Source organism: Thermovenabulum sp., from assembly GCF_049723235.1.
Lineage (GTDB): Bacteria > Bacillota > Thermosediminibacteria > Thermosediminibacterales > Thermosediminibacteraceae > Thermovenabulum.
The window spans coordinates 117,789-134,890 of record NZ_JBNARB010000003.1 but is presented as its reverse complement, the minus strand read 5'-3'; the positions used below and the strand labels follow the sequence as shown (position 1 = coordinate 134,890).

Annotated in this window: 16 protein-coding genes and 1 other annotated feature; of the genes, 15 read left to right on the top strand and 1 reads right to left on the bottom strand. The window is 39.1% G+C overall.

Annotation, left to right across the window (positions count from 1 at the left end; genetic code table 11):
* Positions 1 to 9: 9 nt before the first annotated feature.
* From ACPLOV_RS02835 to ACPLOV_RS02780, 12 genes are all read left to right on the top strand, one after another.
* Positions 10 to 1,860, top strand: coding sequence for an aldehyde ferredoxin oxidoreductase family protein (locus ACPLOV_RS02835; RefSeq protein WP_424908611.1), 1,851 nt, complete (start codon positions 10 to 12; stop codon positions 1,858 to 1,860).
* 8 nt (positions 1,861 to 1,868) lie between these two features.
* The gene (locus ACPLOV_RS02830) at positions 1,869 to 2,666 is read left to right on the top strand and encodes an IclR family transcriptional regulator (RefSeq protein ID WP_424908610.1); all 798 of its coding nucleotides are present in this window, start codon (positions 1,869 to 1,871) and stop codon (positions 2,664 to 2,666) included.
* 54 nt (positions 2,667 to 2,720) lie between these two features.
* Positions 2,721 to 2,938: a binding site (T-box leader), on the top strand.
* Positions 2,939 to 3,018: 80 nt separating this feature from the next.
* The gene (locus ACPLOV_RS02825) at positions 3,019 to 4,314 is read left to right on the top strand and encodes a phenylacetate--CoA ligase family protein (protein WP_424910587.1); all 1,296 of its coding nucleotides are present in this window, start codon (positions 3,019 to 3,021) and stop codon (positions 4,312 to 4,314) included.
* Positions 4,315 to 4,365: 51 nt separating this feature from the next.
* Positions 4,366 to 5,754, top strand: coding sequence for a sigma-54 interaction domain-containing protein (locus ACPLOV_RS02820; RefSeq protein WP_424908608.1), 1,389 nt, complete (start codon positions 4,366 to 4,368; stop codon positions 5,752 to 5,754).
* Positions 5,755 to 5,967: 213 nt separating this feature from the next.
* On the top strand, positions 5,968 to 7,062 hold the full coding sequence (locus ACPLOV_RS02815; RefSeq protein ID WP_424908607.1) for a Glu/Leu/Phe/Val dehydrogenase dimerization domain-containing protein: 1,095 nt from the start codon (positions 5,968 to 5,970) through the stop codon (positions 7,060 to 7,062).
* 62 nt (positions 7,063 to 7,124) lie between these two features.
* Positions 7,125 to 8,204, top strand: a complete 1,080-nt coding sequence (buk, locus tag ACPLOV_RS02810) for a butyrate kinase (protein WP_424908606.1) — start codon at positions 7,125 to 7,127, stop codon at positions 8,202 to 8,204.
* Positions 8,200 to 9,105, top strand: a complete 906-nt coding sequence (locus tag ACPLOV_RS02805; protein ID WP_424908615.1) for a bifunctional enoyl-CoA hydratase/phosphate acetyltransferase — start codon at positions 8,200 to 8,202, stop codon at positions 9,103 to 9,105. The genes buk and ACPLOV_RS02805 overlap by 5 nt, the downstream gene beginning before the upstream one ends.
* Positions 9,102 to 10,865, top strand: a complete 1,764-nt coding sequence (gene iorA, locus ACPLOV_RS02800) for an indolepyruvate ferredoxin oxidoreductase subunit alpha (RefSeq protein ID WP_424908604.1) — start codon at positions 9,102 to 9,104, stop codon at positions 10,863 to 10,865. The genes ACPLOV_RS02805 and iorA overlap by 4 nt, the downstream gene beginning before the upstream one ends.
* Positions 10,862 to 11,437: an indolepyruvate oxidoreductase subunit beta gene (locus ACPLOV_RS02795; RefSeq protein WP_424910586.1), complete on the top strand. Its 576-nt coding sequence runs from the start codon at positions 10,862 to 10,864 to the stop codon at positions 11,435 to 11,437. Before iorA ends, ACPLOV_RS02795 begins: the two co-directional genes overlap by 4 nt.
* A gap of 214 nt (positions 11,438 to 11,651) precedes the next feature.
* Positions 11,652 to 13,232, top strand: coding sequence for a sodium-dependent transporter (locus ACPLOV_RS02790; RefSeq protein ID WP_424910585.1), 1,581 nt, complete (start codon positions 11,652 to 11,654; stop codon positions 13,230 to 13,232).
* Between the two features lie 16 nt (positions 13,233 to 13,248).
* Positions 13,249 to 13,350 carry a MetS family NSS transporter small subunit gene (locus ACPLOV_RS02785; RefSeq protein ID WP_157074761.1) on the top strand — a complete coding sequence of 34 codons (102 nt, stop codon included), beginning with the start codon at positions 13,249 to 13,251 and terminating at the stop codon, positions 13,348 to 13,350.
* 194 nt (positions 13,351 to 13,544) lie between these two features.
* Positions 13,545 to 13,688 carry a hypothetical protein gene (locus ACPLOV_RS02780; RefSeq protein ID WP_424908601.1) on the top strand — a complete coding sequence of 48 codons (144 nt, stop codon included), beginning with the start codon at positions 13,545 to 13,547 and terminating at the stop codon, positions 13,686 to 13,688.
* A gap of 225 nt (positions 13,689 to 13,913) precedes the next feature.
* Here ACPLOV_RS02780 and ACPLOV_RS02775 read toward each other — a convergent pair whose 3' ends face one another.
* Positions 13,914 to 15,209, bottom strand: a complete 1,296-nt coding sequence (locus ACPLOV_RS02775; protein WP_424910584.1) for a DNA recombination protein RmuC — start codon at positions 15,207 to 15,209, stop codon at positions 13,914 to 13,916.
* 125 nt (positions 15,210 to 15,334) lie between these two features.
* Here ACPLOV_RS02775 and ACPLOV_RS02770 point away from each other — a divergent pair, with 125 nt between their 5' ends.
* From ACPLOV_RS02770 to ACPLOV_RS02760, 3 genes are all read left to right on the top strand, one after another.
* Positions 15,335 to 15,580: a hypothetical protein gene (locus ACPLOV_RS02770; protein WP_424910583.1), complete on the top strand. Its 246-nt coding sequence runs from the start codon at positions 15,335 to 15,337 to the stop codon at positions 15,578 to 15,580.
* Entirely contained in the window at positions 15,562 to 16,149 is a 588-nt protein-coding gene (locus ACPLOV_RS02765) for a DUF6036 family nucleotidyltransferase (RefSeq protein WP_424908598.1), read from the top strand. Before ACPLOV_RS02770 ends, ACPLOV_RS02765 begins: the two co-directional genes overlap by 19 nt.
* Positions 16,150 to 16,287: 138 nt before the next feature.
* The gene (locus ACPLOV_RS02760; RefSeq protein WP_424910582.1) at positions 16,288 to 17,088 is read left to right on the top strand and encodes a methyl-accepting chemotaxis protein; all 801 of its coding nucleotides are present in this window, start codon (positions 16,288 to 16,290) and stop codon (positions 17,086 to 17,088) included.
* Positions 17,089 to 17,102: the final 14 nt, after the last annotated feature.

Genomic DNA, 17,102 nt, shown 5'->3' with positions numbered 1-17,102 from the left:
TAAGATTTTATGATATATGGAATTTGGGGCAAAGTTTTAGAAGTTGATTTAGGGAAAAAGGAAATAGCAGAGAAAGAATTGCCGAAAAATCTTTGGCTTGAACATCTTGGAGGTTCAGGACTTGCCGCAAGGTTGATGTATGAGGAAAAAATTTACAATGTAGATCCATTAGGTAACGATAATGTACTTATTTTTATGACCGGGATGCTCACGGGTACCCCTGCACCTACCAGCTGTAAAATGAGCATATGCGCAAAATCTCCCCTTACAGGATATTGGGGAGAGGCTACGGTAGGAGGGTACTTTGGAGCAGAATTAAAAAAGGCAGGTTATGATGGCATAATACTTAGGGGAAAATCTAATAACCCAATTTATATCGTCATAGAAGACGAAAAAGTCGAAATAAAGGATGCCGGTTATTTATGGGGGTATGATACATACAGGACGACAGAAGTAATAAGGAAAAAAGAAGGAGAAAAATTTCAAGTAGCCTCCATAGGGCCTGCTGGAGAAAAGATGGTATTGATATCTTCGATTATAGTAGGTGGTGTGGAAGCCAGGGCTGCAGGAAGGATTGGAATAGGGGCGGTAATGGGTTCTAAAAATATAAAGGCTATTGCAGTAAAAGGCACTAAAAAGCCAAATTTAGCTGACAAAGAAAGATTGATGAAAAATATGAAGGAGATCTTACAAACTATCAAAAACAACACGAAGATGTTGGGAGAATTTGGGACTGCAGGTGGAGTCCAGGCCGTGGAAGCGTTTGGAGACCTCCCTATAAGGAACTGGTCTCTTGGAGCCTGGGAAGAAGGAGCTTCAAAGACCTGTGGGCAGTATATAGCAAAAACTGCATTTGCAGGACATTACGGGTGCTTTGCATGTCCCATAAGGTGCGGAAAAGATGTAAAGGTTTTTATAGGTCCCTACAAGGAAACGATAGCCCATGGACCTGAGTATGAGACCTGCGCCGGCTTTGGTGCAAATCTTCTAAACGATGATATCAACGTAATAATAGCAGCTAATGACCTTTGCAATAGATATGGTCTTGATACTATATCCACATCATCTGTGATTGCTTGGGCAATGGAATGTTACGAAAATGGATTAATAAGTAAAAAAGATACCGGTGGATTGGAATTGAATTGGGGAAATGGAGAAGTTATTATAAAATTAGTAGAGCTTATAGGTCAAAACACTGCTTTTGGAAAGTTTTTAGGGCAAGGGGTTAAACGTGCATCAAATGAAATAGGAGGGCTGGCAAAGGAGTTTGCTGTAGAGACTAAGGGATTGGAATGTGCGTACCATGATCCGAGAGCTTTTACGTCAATGGCGGTAAACTATGCTACTGCAAACCGTGGAGCATGTCATTTAGAAGCTTTGAGCTATATGGCTGAACAAGGAGTATTTCCATTATCATCCTTAGGGTTTCATAAAGATTACGACTTTCACGGTGCAGAAAACAAAGCAGAGATTGCCGTTCTAATGCAAAACTATATGGAAATTTTTAATGCTTCAGGTTTATGTAAATTTTTGATAAGGGGTAAAGTAGGTCCTAATATAATAGCGGATTGGTTATCAAGCGTAAGCGGTCAATCATTTAATGAAAGTTTACTCATAAAAGTGGGAGAAAGGAACTTTAATTTAAAAAGGATGTTTAATTTTAAGCTTGGGGTTACAAGGAAAGATGATTGCTTGCCACCAAGGCTTGGTATTCACGACAAGAAAACCGGTAGGACGGCGGGAGTAATACCTTATATCAATAGGATGCTGGTGGAGTACTACAGGCTTAGGAACTGGTCTGAAGAAGGGGTGCCTACCAAGGAAAAGTTAGCCGAATTAGGGCTTGATCATTTATTATAGGAGGAAATATGGATAATAAAAATTTGGTAAAGTCGGTAATAAAAGCACTTGAGATAATTGAGCTTCTTGATGAAGAAGGAGAACTCAGCATTAAAGAAATAAGTACAAAACTTGGATTGGAAAAAACCACCGTCCACCGATTGATAACTACTTTAAGAGAAAAAGGTTATGTAATTCAGAATGATAAAGACCGAAGGTATTCTAACAGTTTCAAACTGTTTGAAATGGGGAATAGGACAATTGAAAGATTGGGGTTAAGACGTCAGGCACAGCCTTATTTGGAGGAGCTTGCTGAAAAAAGTCATGAGACGGTTAATCTTGCAATTTTAGATGGAAAATATGTGATGTACATTGATAAAATTGAAAGTAGCGAAACTATAAAAGTAGCATTGGAAATCGGTAAAAAGCTTCCGTGCTATTGTACCGGGTTGGGGAAAGCCATACTGGCATATATGAGCGAACAAAAAGTGCTGGAGCTTTTAAAAGACGAACCCCTGAAAAAATTTACTCCAAATACTATTAATGATTTAAATAAATTAATGAGAGAACTAAAAAAGATCAGAGAAAGAGGATACAGCATTGATAATGAAGAATATGTGCAAGGATTAATATGCGTTGCTTCACCTGTAATTAACAGGCATGGAGAGCCAATTGCAGCCATGAGTATAGCAATACCAAAATTTAGAATAGATGAGGGGAAAAGGGATTTAGATTATTTTGCTGTCTTGGTAAAAGAGGCAGCGCAAAAATTCTCAAAAGAGCTCTGGGGTTCTTCTAAATCCCCCTTGACAAATAAGAATCGATAGCATTAAAATAATTAATAACATTTGAACGATTTTATAAAGTAATAATTTAATCGGATAAAGGTAATGAGGGAAAGAGTAGTCCGTAATACCTTATAAGAGAGCTGGCGGTGGGTGCGAGCCGGCAGGTTTGCGGATGAAGTACATTCCCGTAACCGCAGGCTGAAAAAAAGTAGGCCGGGCCGTTTTCCGCGTTAAAGGAACATGAGGGGATTTATTCCGGTTTACCGGAATAAATCAAGTAGGGTGGTACCGCGAGGAAACTCGCCCCTTTTTGGGGCGAGTTTTTTTATTCGGTAAAAATTTTATTTTAGATAAAACTTAATAAAATAAATTAGCGAGGGGGATTTAAAGAATGCTTTTTAAAGAGATTGAATCTATGCCGAGAAAAAAATTGGAAGAATTGCAGCTTGAACGGTTAAAAAAAATAGTAAATTACGCTTATGAAAATGTACCTTTTTACAAAAAAACCTTTGACAATATCGGATTAAAGCCTGAGCATATAAAAAATTTAAAGGATATAGAAAAAATACCCTTTACTACTAAAGAGGATTTAAGGGAGAGCTATCCCTATGGGATGTTTGCGGTACCTCTAAAAAAGGTGGTAAGGCTTCATGCGTCCTCGGGGACGACCGGAAGGCCTACAGTGGTGGGATATACAAAAAAGGATCTGGATACCTGGTCGGAACTGGTGGCGAGGATTGCTTATATGGCAGGAGTCAGGGAAGAGGATGTGGCACAGATTGCTTTTAGTTACGGGCTTTTTACCGGGGCTTTTGGCCTGCATTACGGACTGGAGAAAATAGGAGCAACGGTAGTCCCCATCTCCAGCGGGAATACCGAAAGGCAAATAACTATCATGAAGGACTTCGGCTCCACCGTTCTCGTAAGTACACCTTCTTATGCCCTATATATGGCGGAAGTGGCGATGGAGATGGGCATTAAGAAGGGAGATTTAAAATTAAGGCTTGGCCTTTTTGGAGCTGAAGGTTCCACAAAAGAGATGAGGAAGGAAATTGAACGACTCTTTGGAATAAACGCTACCGAGAATTACGGACTGAGTGAAATAATAGGACCGGGGGTATCGGGAGAATGTGAAGAAAAAGATGGTCTTCACATTGCCGAGGACCATTTTCTGGCGGAAATAATTGACCCCAATACCGGGAAGGTGCTGGATTACGGACAGAAAGGAGAACTGGTCATTACCACCCTTACCAAAGAGGCAATGCCCCTTTTAAGATATAGAACAAGGGATATAACGAGCTTAAATCCGGAGCCCTGCAAGTGTGGCAGGACATTGGTAAAAATGAGCTCTGTAGAAGGAAGAACCGATGACATGCTTATTATAAGGGGTGTGAATGTATATCCTTCTCAGATTGAAAGCGTTCTTATGAGCATAAAGGGCATAGGGCCCCATTATGAGATAGTAGTTACCAAAAAAGGACATTTAGATGAATTGACGGTAAATGTGGAGCTGGCAGACCCCGATGTTTTGGATGAATATCATAAGCTGGAAGAGCTCAGGAATCTTATTAAAAATAAATTGCGCTCGGTTATTCAAATCGATGCAAATGTAAAACTGGTAGAACCCAAAAGCCTTGCCAGATTTGAGGGAAAGGCAAAAAGGGTTAAGGATTTACGAAATAAATAAAAGTATATACAATTAATTTAAAAAAGTATAAAATTGTATACGGGTGATAAAATGACGGTAAAGTTAAACGGAAATTCGGAACATGTGGCTCAGTTATTAAAAACAATTATTTCCCTTATACCTGACGCTGTAATGGTAACGGATGAGAAGGGCTTATGCGTGATGGTAAACCGGGCTTATACCGAAATCAGTGGACTTTCTCAGGAGGATGTACTGGGGAAACCTGCCAATATAGATATTGCGGAAAAGGAAAGTATTTTAATGAAATCTTTGAAAGAAAAGCGCCCTATCTTGAATGAACTAAGGAGGGTAGGGCCGGAAAAAAAGGAAGTCCTTTGCAGTGCTACCCCAATATTTCTCGATGGAGAGCTGGTGGGCAGCGTCGGTGTTATGCACGACATTTCCGAAATAAAAAGACTTTCCAGGGAATTGGAGCATAAAAACCAGCTTCTTAAGAACCTCCAACCCACTTATACCATTGATGATATTGTCGGAAAAAGTGAAGCTATTATAAAAGCAAAAGAAAGGGCAAAAGCCTGTGCAGAATTTTTTGCTACAGTATTGATTTCCGGGGAAAGTGGTACAGGGAAGGAACTTTTTGCCCATGCCATACACAACCTTAGCAAAAGGTCCCAGGGTCCTTTTGTAAGGGTAAACTGTGCTGCTATTAATAAGGATCTTCTGGAAAGTGAACTTTTTGGCTATGAAGGAGGAGCTTTTACCGGTTCCCTTAAAAAGGGTAAAAAAGGTTATTTTGAAGAAGCTGATGGCGGCACCATATTTCTCGATGAAGTAAGCGAACTTTCCCTGCCGGCACAGGCGAAATTATTAAGAGTTTTACAGGAACAGGAAGTAATAAGGGTAGGGGCTACGGTACCAAGAAAGGTAGACGTAAGGGTAATAGCCGCGACCAACAGGGATTTAGAGGAGGAGGTAAAAGCGGGTAACTTCAGGAAGGACTTATTTTACCGGTTGGATGTATTATCGATTAAAATACCGCCCCTCAGGGAAAGAAAAGAAGATATACCCCTTCTTTGCCGTCATATTTTAAAAAGGCTGAATCAAAAATACGGCAGAGGTGTAAATAATATATCCGATGAGGCATTGAAACTGCTTTTTTCCTATGATTGGCCGGGTAATGTCAGAGAACTGGAAAATGTCATCAGCAGAGCAATGATAAATATGGATATTTCGGAAAAGGAAATAAAAAAGGAACACCTTCCCCCCATCAATATTTTAAAAGAGGAGAAAAATAAAGAAGAAGATGGCGTCATTTCCATAAATATAAAGAATAAAAAATGGAAGGAAATTAAAAAAGAATTTGAGAAAAAGGTCTTTGATTATTACCTTAAAGGTAAAAAGAAGAAAGTGGATATAGCAAGGGAACTCGGGATTACCCGTAGGTCGCTTTATTTAAAAATTGATGAAAAGGCGAATTAAAAGAGAACAAAATTATACATTTTTTGTTCTCTTTTTTTGTTTGTTTAGCCGGGCGAATAAAAAGTAAATAAAAGTATACAAAAAATGTATATTAAAATAAACGTTATCAAAACCTTTTGTCATTTTTATCTTATTCTTAATTGTGGCACAATTATTGCTTAATTTAAAATATAAGCTGAAAAACTTTTTAAAAATAATAATGGGGGAATAAGGATGAAAATAGATATATTTAAAGAGATGGAAAAACACGGGTTTGAGCAGATTATTTTCAATTACGACAAAACCACCGGACTTAAAGCGATAATAGCTATTCATGATACCACCTTGGGTCCCGCTCTCGGCGGTTGCCGCATGTGGCCTTATGAGACTGAAGACGAAGCCCTTTTTGACGCCATGAGGCTTGCAAAAGGAATGACCTATAAGTGCGCTATAGCTGATACGGATTTTGGCGGAGGAAAGACGGTCATAATAGGGGATCCAAAAAAGGATAAATCCGAAGGGCTTTTTAGAGCTCTGGGAAGGTTTGTACAGATGCTGAAAGGGCGTTATTTCACCGGCACGGATCTTGGGACAACCGGGATGGATTTTGTCTATGCCAGCAGGGAATCGGATTATATGGTAGGTCTGCCCGAAGAATACGGCGGAAGCGGAAATTCGGCAGAACCCACAGCCTACGGTGTTTATATGGGTATGAAAGCTGCCTGCAAAGTAGTTTATAATGATGCTTCTTTGATGGGAAGAAAAATCGCAATTCAGGGTATCGGTAAAGTAGGCTCTATACTTGTGGATTTTCTCGTTAATGAAGGAGTAAAAGATATAACTGTTACGGATATAAGCGAAGAAAATGTTACAAAGTTGTTGCAGAAATACCCCTTTATAAAGGCTGTTTCTGCAGAAGAAATTTACGAAGTAGATTGCGATATTTTTTCACCCTGTGCCCGCGGTGGAATAATAAACGACGAGACGATAAAAAAGTTAAAGTGCAAAATTATTGCCGGGGCCGCTAATAACCAGTTATTAGAGGAAAAGCACGGGGACATGCTTCATCAAATGGGAATTTTATATGCTCCCGATTACGTAATTAACGCGGGAGGACTTATTCAGGTAGCGGATGAATTAGAAGGGAAAAATAAAGAAAAAAGAAAGGAAAGGGTAATGAAAAAGACCGAAGCTATATACAATATTTTATTAAAAATCTTTACGATAAGCAGAGCAGAAAATATCCCCACCTATAAAGTGGCGGATAAGTTAGCGGAGGAAAGGATAAATATTATTGGCAGAATGAAAACAAATTATATTCCAAAATAAAAACCATTGTAATTTCTCTAATAATTTAATAAAATAAAATTCAAACAGGAAAGGGGATATGGGTGAGCAGGATACTCGCCATTAATCCGGGATCAACTTCCACTAAGATTTCCGTATTCGAAGATCACAGGGAGATACTCACCGAAAATGTTTTGCACGATTATGAAGAACTTAAGGCTTTTAATAAAGTAATTGAACAGGAAGAATTAAGGTACAAGGCTATAAAAGAAGCACTTTTCAAAAGAGGGTTAAATTTTTCCGATTTTGATGTTATAGCTGCAAGGGGAGGAATTCTAAGACCGGTAAGAGCTGGAGTTTACGCCATTAATGAATTAATGTTATCGGATTTAAAAAATGCGGTGGCAGGAGAACATGCTTCAAATGTAGCGGCGTTTATAGCAAAAAGGATAAGCGAAAATTTCGATATTCCCGCTTATGTAATAGATCCGGTGTCGGTGGATGAAATGGAAGAAGTGGCACGGATTTCTGGACTTGCAGGGATTGAAAGGAAAAGCCTTTCCCACGCTCTGAATATCAGGAGGGTCATTTTTTCCACCGCAGAAAAATACGGTTTTTCCTTTAAAGAAAAAAATTTTATTGTGGCGCATCTCGGCGGTGGCATCTCAATAGCAGCGGTCAATAAAGGGCGCATGGTGGATGTGGATAGCGCCAACTGTGAAGGCCCATTTTCCCCCGAAAGAGCCGGCGGCCTTCCGATACTGGAGCTGGTGGAACTATGTTATTCTGGAAAATACACGAAGGAAGAAATGATAAAAAAGCTTATTCATGAAGGAGGAATTTATTCATATCTTGAAACAAAGGATGTTAAAGAAGTTGAAGAAAGGGCTAAAAGTGGAGATAACAGGGCAAGGCTAATTCTTGATGCTATGATATATCAGATAGCCAAGACAATCGGGGAAATGGCTACGGTTTTAAAAGGGGAAGTGGATTACATTATCCTTACCGGCGGAATAGCAAAATCCGAATACATTTGCGAAAAGATTAAGGAAAGGGTGGGTTTTATAGCAAAAGTAGAAAGGGTTCCCGGGGAAGAAGAAATGCTGGCTCTTGCGGAAGCTGCATTAAGGGTAATCAATGGAAAAGAAAAAGTGCAGGAATACGGGGGTGATTACGTTGATTAAAAACTTTAAAGAGATATTTGAGAAACTTGCAGCCTTTCCCCCCGTAAAGGTAAGCGTAATTCAGGCAGCGGACGAACCTGTGCTTGAAGCTATAAGGGACGCCAAAGGAATGGGTTTTATTAAACCCATACTGGTAGGGGAAAAAGAAGATATATTAAAAAAGGCAGGAGAGGTAGGATTAATGCTTGAAGAAGATGAGATTTTAGACTGCCCTGTCGAAAAGGCAGCAAAGCAAGGAGTAAATCTTGTTTCTCAAAATGCTGCAGAGGTGCTTATGAAAGGGCTTATAGACACCGCTGCTTTTATGAAAGCCGTCCTGGACCCGGAAGCGGGGCTCAGAACGGGAGCACTACTCAGCCACATGGCAGCCTTCGAAGTCCCTTCCTACCACAAATTATTATTTTTAACAGATGGGGGAGTGAATATTTCACCAACGCTGGAAGAGAAAATATCAATTTTGCAAAATGCAATTTTTGCACTTCATTGTTTGGGTTATGAAAAACCCAAAGTGGCGGTGCTGTGCGCTGTAGAAACCGTTTCTTTAAAAATGCCCGCTACCGTGGATGCAGCGATAATAAGTAAAATGGCAGAAAGAAATCAAATAAAAGGAGCCTTAATTGATGGGCCTTTAGCTCTTGACAATGCGGTAAATAAAGATGCCGCTATTCATAAAGGGATAAAAAGCCCGGTAGCCGGTGATGCGGATCTTTTGCTCGTTCCCGACATCGAAGCCGGAAATGCCCTGGGGAAATCTTTATCCTTTCTTGCAAATGGAGCGATGGCGGGAATTGTCCTGGGTGCAAGGGCACCTATAGTCCTTTCCTCCAGGGCAGATAGCAGTTTTTCAAAACTTGCTTCAATTGCTCTGGCATGCTTAGTAAAGAGGGGTGGAAAGATTTGAAAAAAGAATTTTTAACCGGAAATGAAGCTATAGCAAGGGGGGCATACGAATACGGCGTAATCTTTGCTTCTGCATACCCCGGTACTCCCAGTACCGAAATTCTCGAGAATATAGCAAAATACAAAGAAATTCATGCAGAATGGGCTCCTAACGAAAAAGTCGCATTAGAATCGGCTGCGGGTGCGAGCCTTGCGGGAGCCAGATGCCTAGTTTCTATGAAACACGTAGGGGTAAATGTAGCTGCGGATCCATTGTTTACCCTTGTTTACACGGGGGTAAATGGAGGGCTCGTGCTTGTGAGTGCCGATGATCCCGGTATGCATAGCTCGCAGGATGAACAGGATAATAGAAACTACGCTCCTTTTGCCAGGATTCCCATGTTTGAGCCTTCGGATAGTCAGGAAGCAAAAGACCTTATTGGCATAGCCTTGGAAGTAAGTGAAAAATACGATATCCCGGTTTTATTCAGAATAACGACCAGGATTGCCCATAGCAGGGGGATAGTCCGGCTGGGAGAGCGAATAAAAAGGGAACTTGCGGCTTATAAAAAAAATCCGCAAAAATACGCAATGATCCCCGGATTTGCAAGAAGAAGGAGATTGGATTTAGAAGAAAGATTAAAGGCCTTAAAAGATTTCAGTGAAAGCTTTTCGTACAATAAAATTGTATGGGGTAGTATTAAAGAATTCGGTATTATAACCAGCGGTGTAAGTTATCAGTACGTAAAAGAAGTATTCGGCGATGATATAAGCATATTGAAATTAACCATGACCTATCCCCTGCCTGAAAAATTAATTTCGGAATTTGTAAATAAATTCGAAAAGGTATATGTAGTCGAAGAACTTGATCCATATTTAGAAAATAGTATAAAAGCCATGGGATATAAAAATATTATTGGAAAAGAGGTAATTCCTGCGATTGGAGAACTTTCTCCTGAAATAATCCGGGAAGCCTTTGGAGCAGGTAAGGCAAAAGTTTACTATAAACCCCAGGGGAACCTGCCCATGAGACCTCCTGTATTGTGTGCCGGATGCCCGCATCGAGGAGTATTTTATGTTTTACGAAAAATGAAGGCGGTAGTTACCAGCGATATCGGTTGCTACAGCCTGGGTGTTTTACCGCCTTTGGAGGGAATTGACAGTATTCTGTGCATGGGCGCCAGCATTGGTATGGGGCACGGTTTTAAAAAGGCATACGAACAGGAAGGAAAAGAAAGCCCGCTCGTAATAAGCGTGATAGGGGACTCTACTTTTCTGCATTCCGGCGTAACGGGACTCATGAATGTGGTATATAATAACAGCAATACCATAACCATGATCGTAGATAATAGCATTACTGCTATGACCGGACACCAGCACCATCCCGGAACCGGATACAATGCAAAAGATGAACCTGCATATGCGGTTTCCTTGGAGGAAATCTGCAAGGCTCTTGGTATTAAGAACATTTATACGGTAGATTCTTATGATTTAAGTGCTGTGGAAAATGCTATAAAAACTGCGGCAAATAATAAAACCGAACCCTCGGTAATAATAGCAAGAAGGCCGTGCGCATTATTAAAAGGAAAAGGGCCTAAGGGGCTTTATAAAGTAAATCAGGAAAAATGCAAAAAATGCAAGATGTGTTTGAAGGTAGGCTGCCCTGCGGTGCAGATTCACGGGGAAGAAACAATAATAAACCCATTGAGCTGCGTAGGTTGCTCCGTATGTGCTCAGGTATGTCCTTTTGATGCAATTGAAAAGGCGGGTGAAGAAAGATGACGGTAAAGAATATTTTTATCTCCGGTGTAGGCGGGCAGGGGACTATACTTTCGGGCAAAGTAATAACCCGGGCTTTGATAGAGCACGGATTTGATGTGAAGATGTCAGAGATTCACGGAATGGCCCAGAGGGGAGGAAGTGTTGTTACTCAGATCAGGTACGGCGAAAAAGTGTATTCTCCAGTTATAGAAAAAGGGAAAGCCGATGTGTTACTCGCCTTTGAAAAATTGGAGGCACTTCGTTATATTGATTTTTTGTCCAATGATGGAACATTAATTTTAAACGATTTAGAAATACCTCCTTCCACGGTGCTTGCAGGGAAGGAAGAATATCCCGAAAACATAACGGAGTTTGTAAAAAATAATATTAAAAATGCAATAATCATTGATGCTGTTTCAAAAGCAAAGGAGCTTGGCGATGTCAGGGTTCAAAATATCATTTTAACCGGGGCATTGGCAAAAGTAATGTACTTTAATAAGGAGAAATTTGTAAAAGTAATTAAGGAGGTGGTACCGGAAAAGTACGTAGAGATTAACGTGAAAGCTTTCGAACTCGGGTATAAACTGGTTTAAATCAAAATTATATTAATTCAGTAAACATTATTTTTTTAAAGAAAAACAACAGAAAATTATAAATAAAGAAAAATTTATAGTATAATATGAAAAAGAGTGATTATTTCGCATAATAAATCATGTATTGTAAATTTAGAAGATTTAATGTATAATAATAAACAACTTTTTAACATTTTAAATTAAAAAATAATTTTTTAACAAGGGGAGGTTTTTTATGGCAGAAGGCAGAGAGAACTGGGGAACAAAACTTGGACTTATTCTTGCTATGGCGGGAAACGCTATAGGTCTTGGAAACTTCTGGCGCTTCCCGTACCAGGCCGCGAAAAACGGCGGCGGCGCTTTCATGATCCCTTATTTTGCAGCACTTATAATTCTTGGTATTCCTATCATGTATGTGGAATGGATGCAGGGAAGGTACGGCGGTAAGTACGGACATGGGACGGTAGGCTGCATGGTTTATCTGCAGTCGAAGGAAAGGACATCTCACACCACGGCAGCTATACTTGGATCCTTAGCCGGAATGCTTGTATTTTCCGTAGTTAGCCTTGTAAACGCCTATTATACACAGATCATAGGCTGGACTCTTGGATATTCTTACCTTTCATTAACCGGCGGTTACATGGACAAAGCAAAATCTACAGGAGAAGTTTTCGTAAACTACATTCAGACACCGGGTCTTTCGATTACATTCTGGGTAATTGCTCTTTTCCTTCTTGGCCTTGCGTTAACCCGTGGTGTTCAAAAGGGTATTGAAGCCTGGGCAAAGGTCATGATGCCATCATTATATGTTCTCGGATTTATATTGATTATCAGAGCTTTAACCCTTGGCACCCCTGTAAATCCCGATTGGTCGCCGTTAAAAGGACTTGATTACCTCTGGAGCCCTCACTGGAATGAACTGAGCTGGCAGTCAGCACTTGCTGCAGCAGGACAAATATTCTTTACACTATCCCTTGGTATGGGAATTATTCAAAACTACGCTTCTTACTTGAAGCCCGACGATGATATAGTGCTTTCGGCTACTGCAACGGTTTTTTTAAATGAATTTGCGGAAGTAATACTGGGTGGAAGTATAGCGATACCCATTGCTTACACATTTTTAGGAATGGATGGCATTAAATCGGGCGTAGGCTTATCTTTTATAGCGCTGCCTAACGTATTCAGAATGATGCCTGCAGGGCAGATTTTCGGAGCTTTCTGGTTCTTGATACTTTTCTTTGCCGGGTTCACTTCAGCAATAGCCATGTATAACTACCTGATAGCCCTTTTGGAAGAAGATTTGAATATTCCAAGAAGGATTGGTTCCTGGCTGATCTTTGCTCTTTATATAATAATTGGTCTACCCGTAGCTCTCGAACCTGTTTTGACAAAGACTGCGGAACTTGTTTTCCTTACAGAACTTGATAACTGGGTAGGTTCTTACTTCCTGGTAGTAGTAGGTTTGTTGGAAGTATTTGTGGTAGGATGGCTGTTTGGTGAAAAGAAATCCTTGGAGGAAATCAACAGAGGAAGCTACTGGAAGATTTCCTCCGCGTTCTTCAATATTATGATAAAATGGATAACACCATTGGCAATAGCAATCCTCCTGGTATTTTCCACAAGAAGCTATATCAATGATGGATATTTCAGATGGGTACCCAGCTTTGTAGAAAAGATGCCCAATTTGGTCCCCTGGGTGCAGGGAGCAAGGCTATTACTCTTTGCCATATTAATTATTGGGTTTATTGAAGCCTATACCACTATTCAGAAAAAGTATGGTCCCGGTGCAGCAGCCCAAAAGGCCTACAAGGCGTAGAGGGGAGGAAATATAAATGTCCGGTGGAGCTCTTGGATTTATGCTTTTAGCGTGGGTTGTAATTTTAGGTGGAGTATATGTAACGATGTCCAACTTGATAAAATACCAGCAAAAATAATTATAAATTTAATACAAAATAAGAAACAATGAAAGCTGCGGCAAAAACCGCAGCTTTTTTACGAAATATTTAATAATTTGACAAATATTACCAAAAAATAACTGCATATTAATTTTTTTATGGGTCACAATAAATAGTGTAAAGGGTATGTAGCAGTTGAGCTAAGACTCATATATGATCCTACGGGGTCGTATATGGGTCGACCAAAGGTTGCATGCAGGCTGACAAGGCTTGCATGCAGCCGGAGGGCAGATCCTGCATGGTGGGGAAAAGCTTTGCTGCAGTCGATCATTTTTGATTGCAGCAGGGTTCCAACCTATCATGCCGGGTCGAGCTAAGATCACTCAGGGTATTGAAACTTTTTGTTATGATTTAGCTGGCCACTATTTCATGCGCTTGTATGCAGCCGAGAGGTTGCATACAGGTGCGTAGATATCCTGAGTGGTCGAACGGCCCATCAGTACTGGTGGTGAACTGCTCTATCATGGTCGGAAGATCATGGTTGGGTAATAAGCTATCAGTATTGGTGCAAGGTAGATTGCTATATGCCCTTTTTACTTTTTTTATTCTTCCTCTTCCATAACAGCAAAAAGGGAAAGGATCTCCTGAGATTCCTCATGAGAAAGTTCTTCCACATCTTTTAATTTCCTGTCTATAGTGCGAGTCCTTTTAGAAGCGTTTTCTATTACATTCTGCGCTTCCTGAAGTTTTTTATTCACTTTATCTAAAAGTTCGCCAAATTTTCCAATTTCGGATTTTACTGCCGCTAATAATTTCCATACCTCTTCCGCTTTTTGTTCTATTGCAAACATTTTGAAACCCTGCCGCAGGCTGTTTAAAAGGCCGGAAAGGGTGGTAGGACCGGTAATCAAAACCTTATATTCCCTGTGAATATTTTCAATAAAGCCCGGCTTTTTTAAAATTTCAGCAAAAAGACTTTCTGCAGGTAAAAACATTATGGCAAAATCGGTGGTATGAGGAGGATTTATGTATTTATTCTTGATATCCTTTGCACACTGCTTTATGCGGTTTTCTAAATCTTTTTTTAATCTTTCACTTTCTGCTAAATCGCATCTTTCCTCCGCATCAACCAATCGTTCAAAATCTTCCATAGGAAATTTGGCGTCAATGGGAAGCCATATGTAGTTCTTAAAAGGCCCGTTTTCGACGGGTATCTTTATGGCAAATTCAACTACCTCATTGCTTTGAGGGTTTACTTTTACGTTCTTTTCAAACTGGCCGGGTGATAGAATATCTTCTATTATCCCTTCTAATTGAACCTCTCCGAGAATTCCTCTGGTCTTTATGTTAGATAGCACTTTCTTAAGGCTACCCACATCGCTCATCAAGGTTTGCATTTCCCCAAGACCGTTATGTACCTGTTCCAGCCTTTCGCTGACCAGCCGGAAGGATTCGGATATTCTGGCATTAAGGGTAGACTGCAGCTTTTCATCGACCACCTGTCTCATTTGTTCAAGCTTTGTGCTGTTTTCGTTCTGTATTTCTTTCAGCTTTGTTTCAATTGTTTCCCTCATTTTATTTAACCTTTCTTCCGTTTTATCAGCCAGGGAAGAAACGGTATCAGAAAAGTTTTTGATCAGGTTTTGCTGTGTCAGATTCATGTTGTTGATATTTATCGAAATAGTGTTTCCCAAATTGCTAACCAGATTTGCCGTCTCTTCTTTACTGTTTTTAATGTCTTCTTTTATCAAACTTTCCAGATACTTTTGACCGTTTTCAAGGGTGGACAGCACTTTTATAAGTTCCGGGTCCTGCCTTTTTTTTGAGTTTAAGGAAAATATTTGTAATGCGATAATAATGCCTAAAAGGGCAATTATAAGAATTATTGAAATATCCATTTTATGTCCTCCTTGAATTTTATTTATAGGCAAAATATATTTTATCAAATTTTGTTAAGTTCAATAAGAATAATTTGTTTTAATTTTAAAAAATTTAGGCTATAATTTATGAAGAGGTGGAAAAAATGGGCGAGAGATTAAAATTTGATGATTATATAAATAAATTAAAAAAGGATTCATTTAAAGTATACAGCTTATTTGAATCCAAAAGGTCAGGTTATAAAGCAAAAAAGAGAAGACTCCGGGATCCTGAGGAATCCTTTATACTTTTTTTATTAGATTATAAAAGATGGGAAAAAGCATTGAAAACCGGTGCAATTGTCGAAATTGGACCGAGGAGGTTCAGATTAGATTGGACGAAAGATTTATAGATGATTATTTACAATTATTGAAAAAAGAAAATAATCCTTTAAAGAAAGCTCTAATCCTTACAGCAATTATTACGGAAATGCTTAGAAAAAAGAAAGTAATGCCTATACTTGTAGGTGGTAGAGCTTTAGAATTTTATACACTTGGAGGATATGCTACTAAGGATATAGATTTAGTTATAAATGATAGAGAAAGTGCCAAAGAAGTACTGGCAAAATTGGGCTTTACAAAGAGACCGGGTGAAAGACATTGGTACAATGAGGAAATAGATTTAGCTATAGAAATACCTGATGAAGAACTTGCAGGATCGCTGGAAAAAATCATTAAAGTTGAAATTGATGATTTAGAAGTAAATGTAATAGGGATCGAAGATTTAATTATCGATAGACTATTAGCAGCGAAATTTTGGCAAAGTGTTGATGATGAGGAATGGGCAACAAAAATTTTAGCTATTCATTATCAAAGAATAGATTTTAATTATTTAAAAGAAACAGCTATTAAGAACCAGGTTAATGATTATCTGGATAAAATTATTAATGAGAGCAGGAAAATATTAGATAAATTGACTTAAAGTGTTGTAGTTTCCTATATTATTTGAAATTCTATATATACAATTTGGAAAATTTATTTTATAAATTTTAAAGGATTATTAACTTTTTTGTAGAATAGAAAATATTGCTACTTTATTTTGAGTAACGGGGGAGATAGATTGAAAGTCGGGATAATAGGAGCCGGAAGAGGGGGCACTAATTTTTTAAAAACTCTTCTTGAGATTAAAGAAGTAAAAATAGTAGGAATTTGCGACGTAAATGTTGAAGCACCGGGTATAAAACTGGCCAAGGAAAAGGGGATAAATACCTTTATCGACTGCAGAGAAATATTAAAGGAAAAACCCGATGTGATAATTGAATTAACGGGAAGACAGGAAGTAAGGGATATAATTAATTTAGAAAAAAATGAGGAAACCCATATTATTGATTCGAGTGCCGCAAGGCTGATTGCAATGCTTTCAGAACATCAAAACCTGCTCAATCAAAAACTATCGGATTCCTTGGAAAACTTGAAAGGAATGCTTAAAAATTTATCGGAATATATAAATTCCTTGAATGATTCTTCAAAACTTATCACCAAAACCTTTAATGATTTTTCCGATTCAATTGCCAGCTCCATGGAAGATATTAAAAAGACGGATGATATCATAAGAACTATTTACGATATTACCAGCATGATTAAAATTCTAGGAATAAACGCTTCTATTGAAGCGGCAAGAGCGGGGGAGCACGGTAAGGGCTTTCAGGTGGTTGCCCAGGAAATTGGAAAGCTTACCAATTCTTCCGCAACCGCTACTTCTAATATTACAAAGACCCTGTTAAATATAAGGAAAAACCTGGAGGAATTGTCGGAAGGCGCTAATGTGCTAAAACAGATCGTCAGCTCTCAGGAAAACATCGCTACTTCATTGGACGGATACAGAGAAAAAATTAAAGAAATTGTAGAGGATAAAAAGTAAAAAATAATAGGAAG

Excerpts from the sequence above, each read along its gene's own strand:
- ACPLOV_RS02835 (WP_424908611.1), top strand. The coding sequence starts at position 10 with ATGATATATGGAATTTGGGGCAAAGTTTTAGAAGTTGATTTAGGGAAA.
- ACPLOV_RS02830 (WP_424908610.1), top strand. The coding sequence starts at position 1,869 with ATGGATAATAAAAATTTGGTAAAGTCGGTAATAAAAGCACTTGAGATA.
- ACPLOV_RS02825 (WP_424910587.1), top strand. The coding sequence starts at position 3,019 with ATGCTTTTTAAAGAGATTGAATCTATGCCGAGAAAAAAATTGGAAGAA.
- ACPLOV_RS02820 (WP_424908608.1), top strand. The coding sequence starts at position 4,366 with ATGACGGTAAAGTTAAACGGAAATTCGGAACATGTGGCTCAGTTATTA.
- ACPLOV_RS02815 (WP_424908607.1), top strand. The coding sequence starts at position 5,968 with ATGAAAATAGATATATTTAAAGAGATGGAAAAACACGGGTTTGAGCAG.
- ACPLOV_RS02795 (WP_424910586.1), top strand. The coding sequence starts at position 10,862 with ATGACGGTAAAGAATATTTTTATCTCCGGTGTAGGCGGGCAGGGGACT.
- ACPLOV_RS02790 (WP_424910585.1), top strand. The coding sequence starts at position 11,652 with ATGGCAGAAGGCAGAGAGAACTGGGGAACAAAACTTGGACTTATTCTT.
- ACPLOV_RS02785 (WP_157074761.1), top strand. The coding sequence starts at position 13,249 with ATGTCCGGTGGAGCTCTTGGATTTATGCTTTTAGCGTGGGTTGTAATT.
- ACPLOV_RS02780 (WP_424908601.1), top strand. The coding sequence starts at position 13,545 with ATGGGTCGACCAAAGGTTGCATGCAGGCTGACAAGGCTTGCATGCAGC.
- ACPLOV_RS02775 (WP_424910584.1), bottom strand. The coding sequence starts at position 15,209 with ATGGATATTTCAATAATTCTTATAATTGCCCTTTTAGGCATTATTATC.
- ACPLOV_RS02770 (WP_424910583.1), top strand. The coding sequence starts at position 15,335 with ATGGGCGAGAGATTAAAATTTGATGATTATATAAATAAATTAAAAAAG.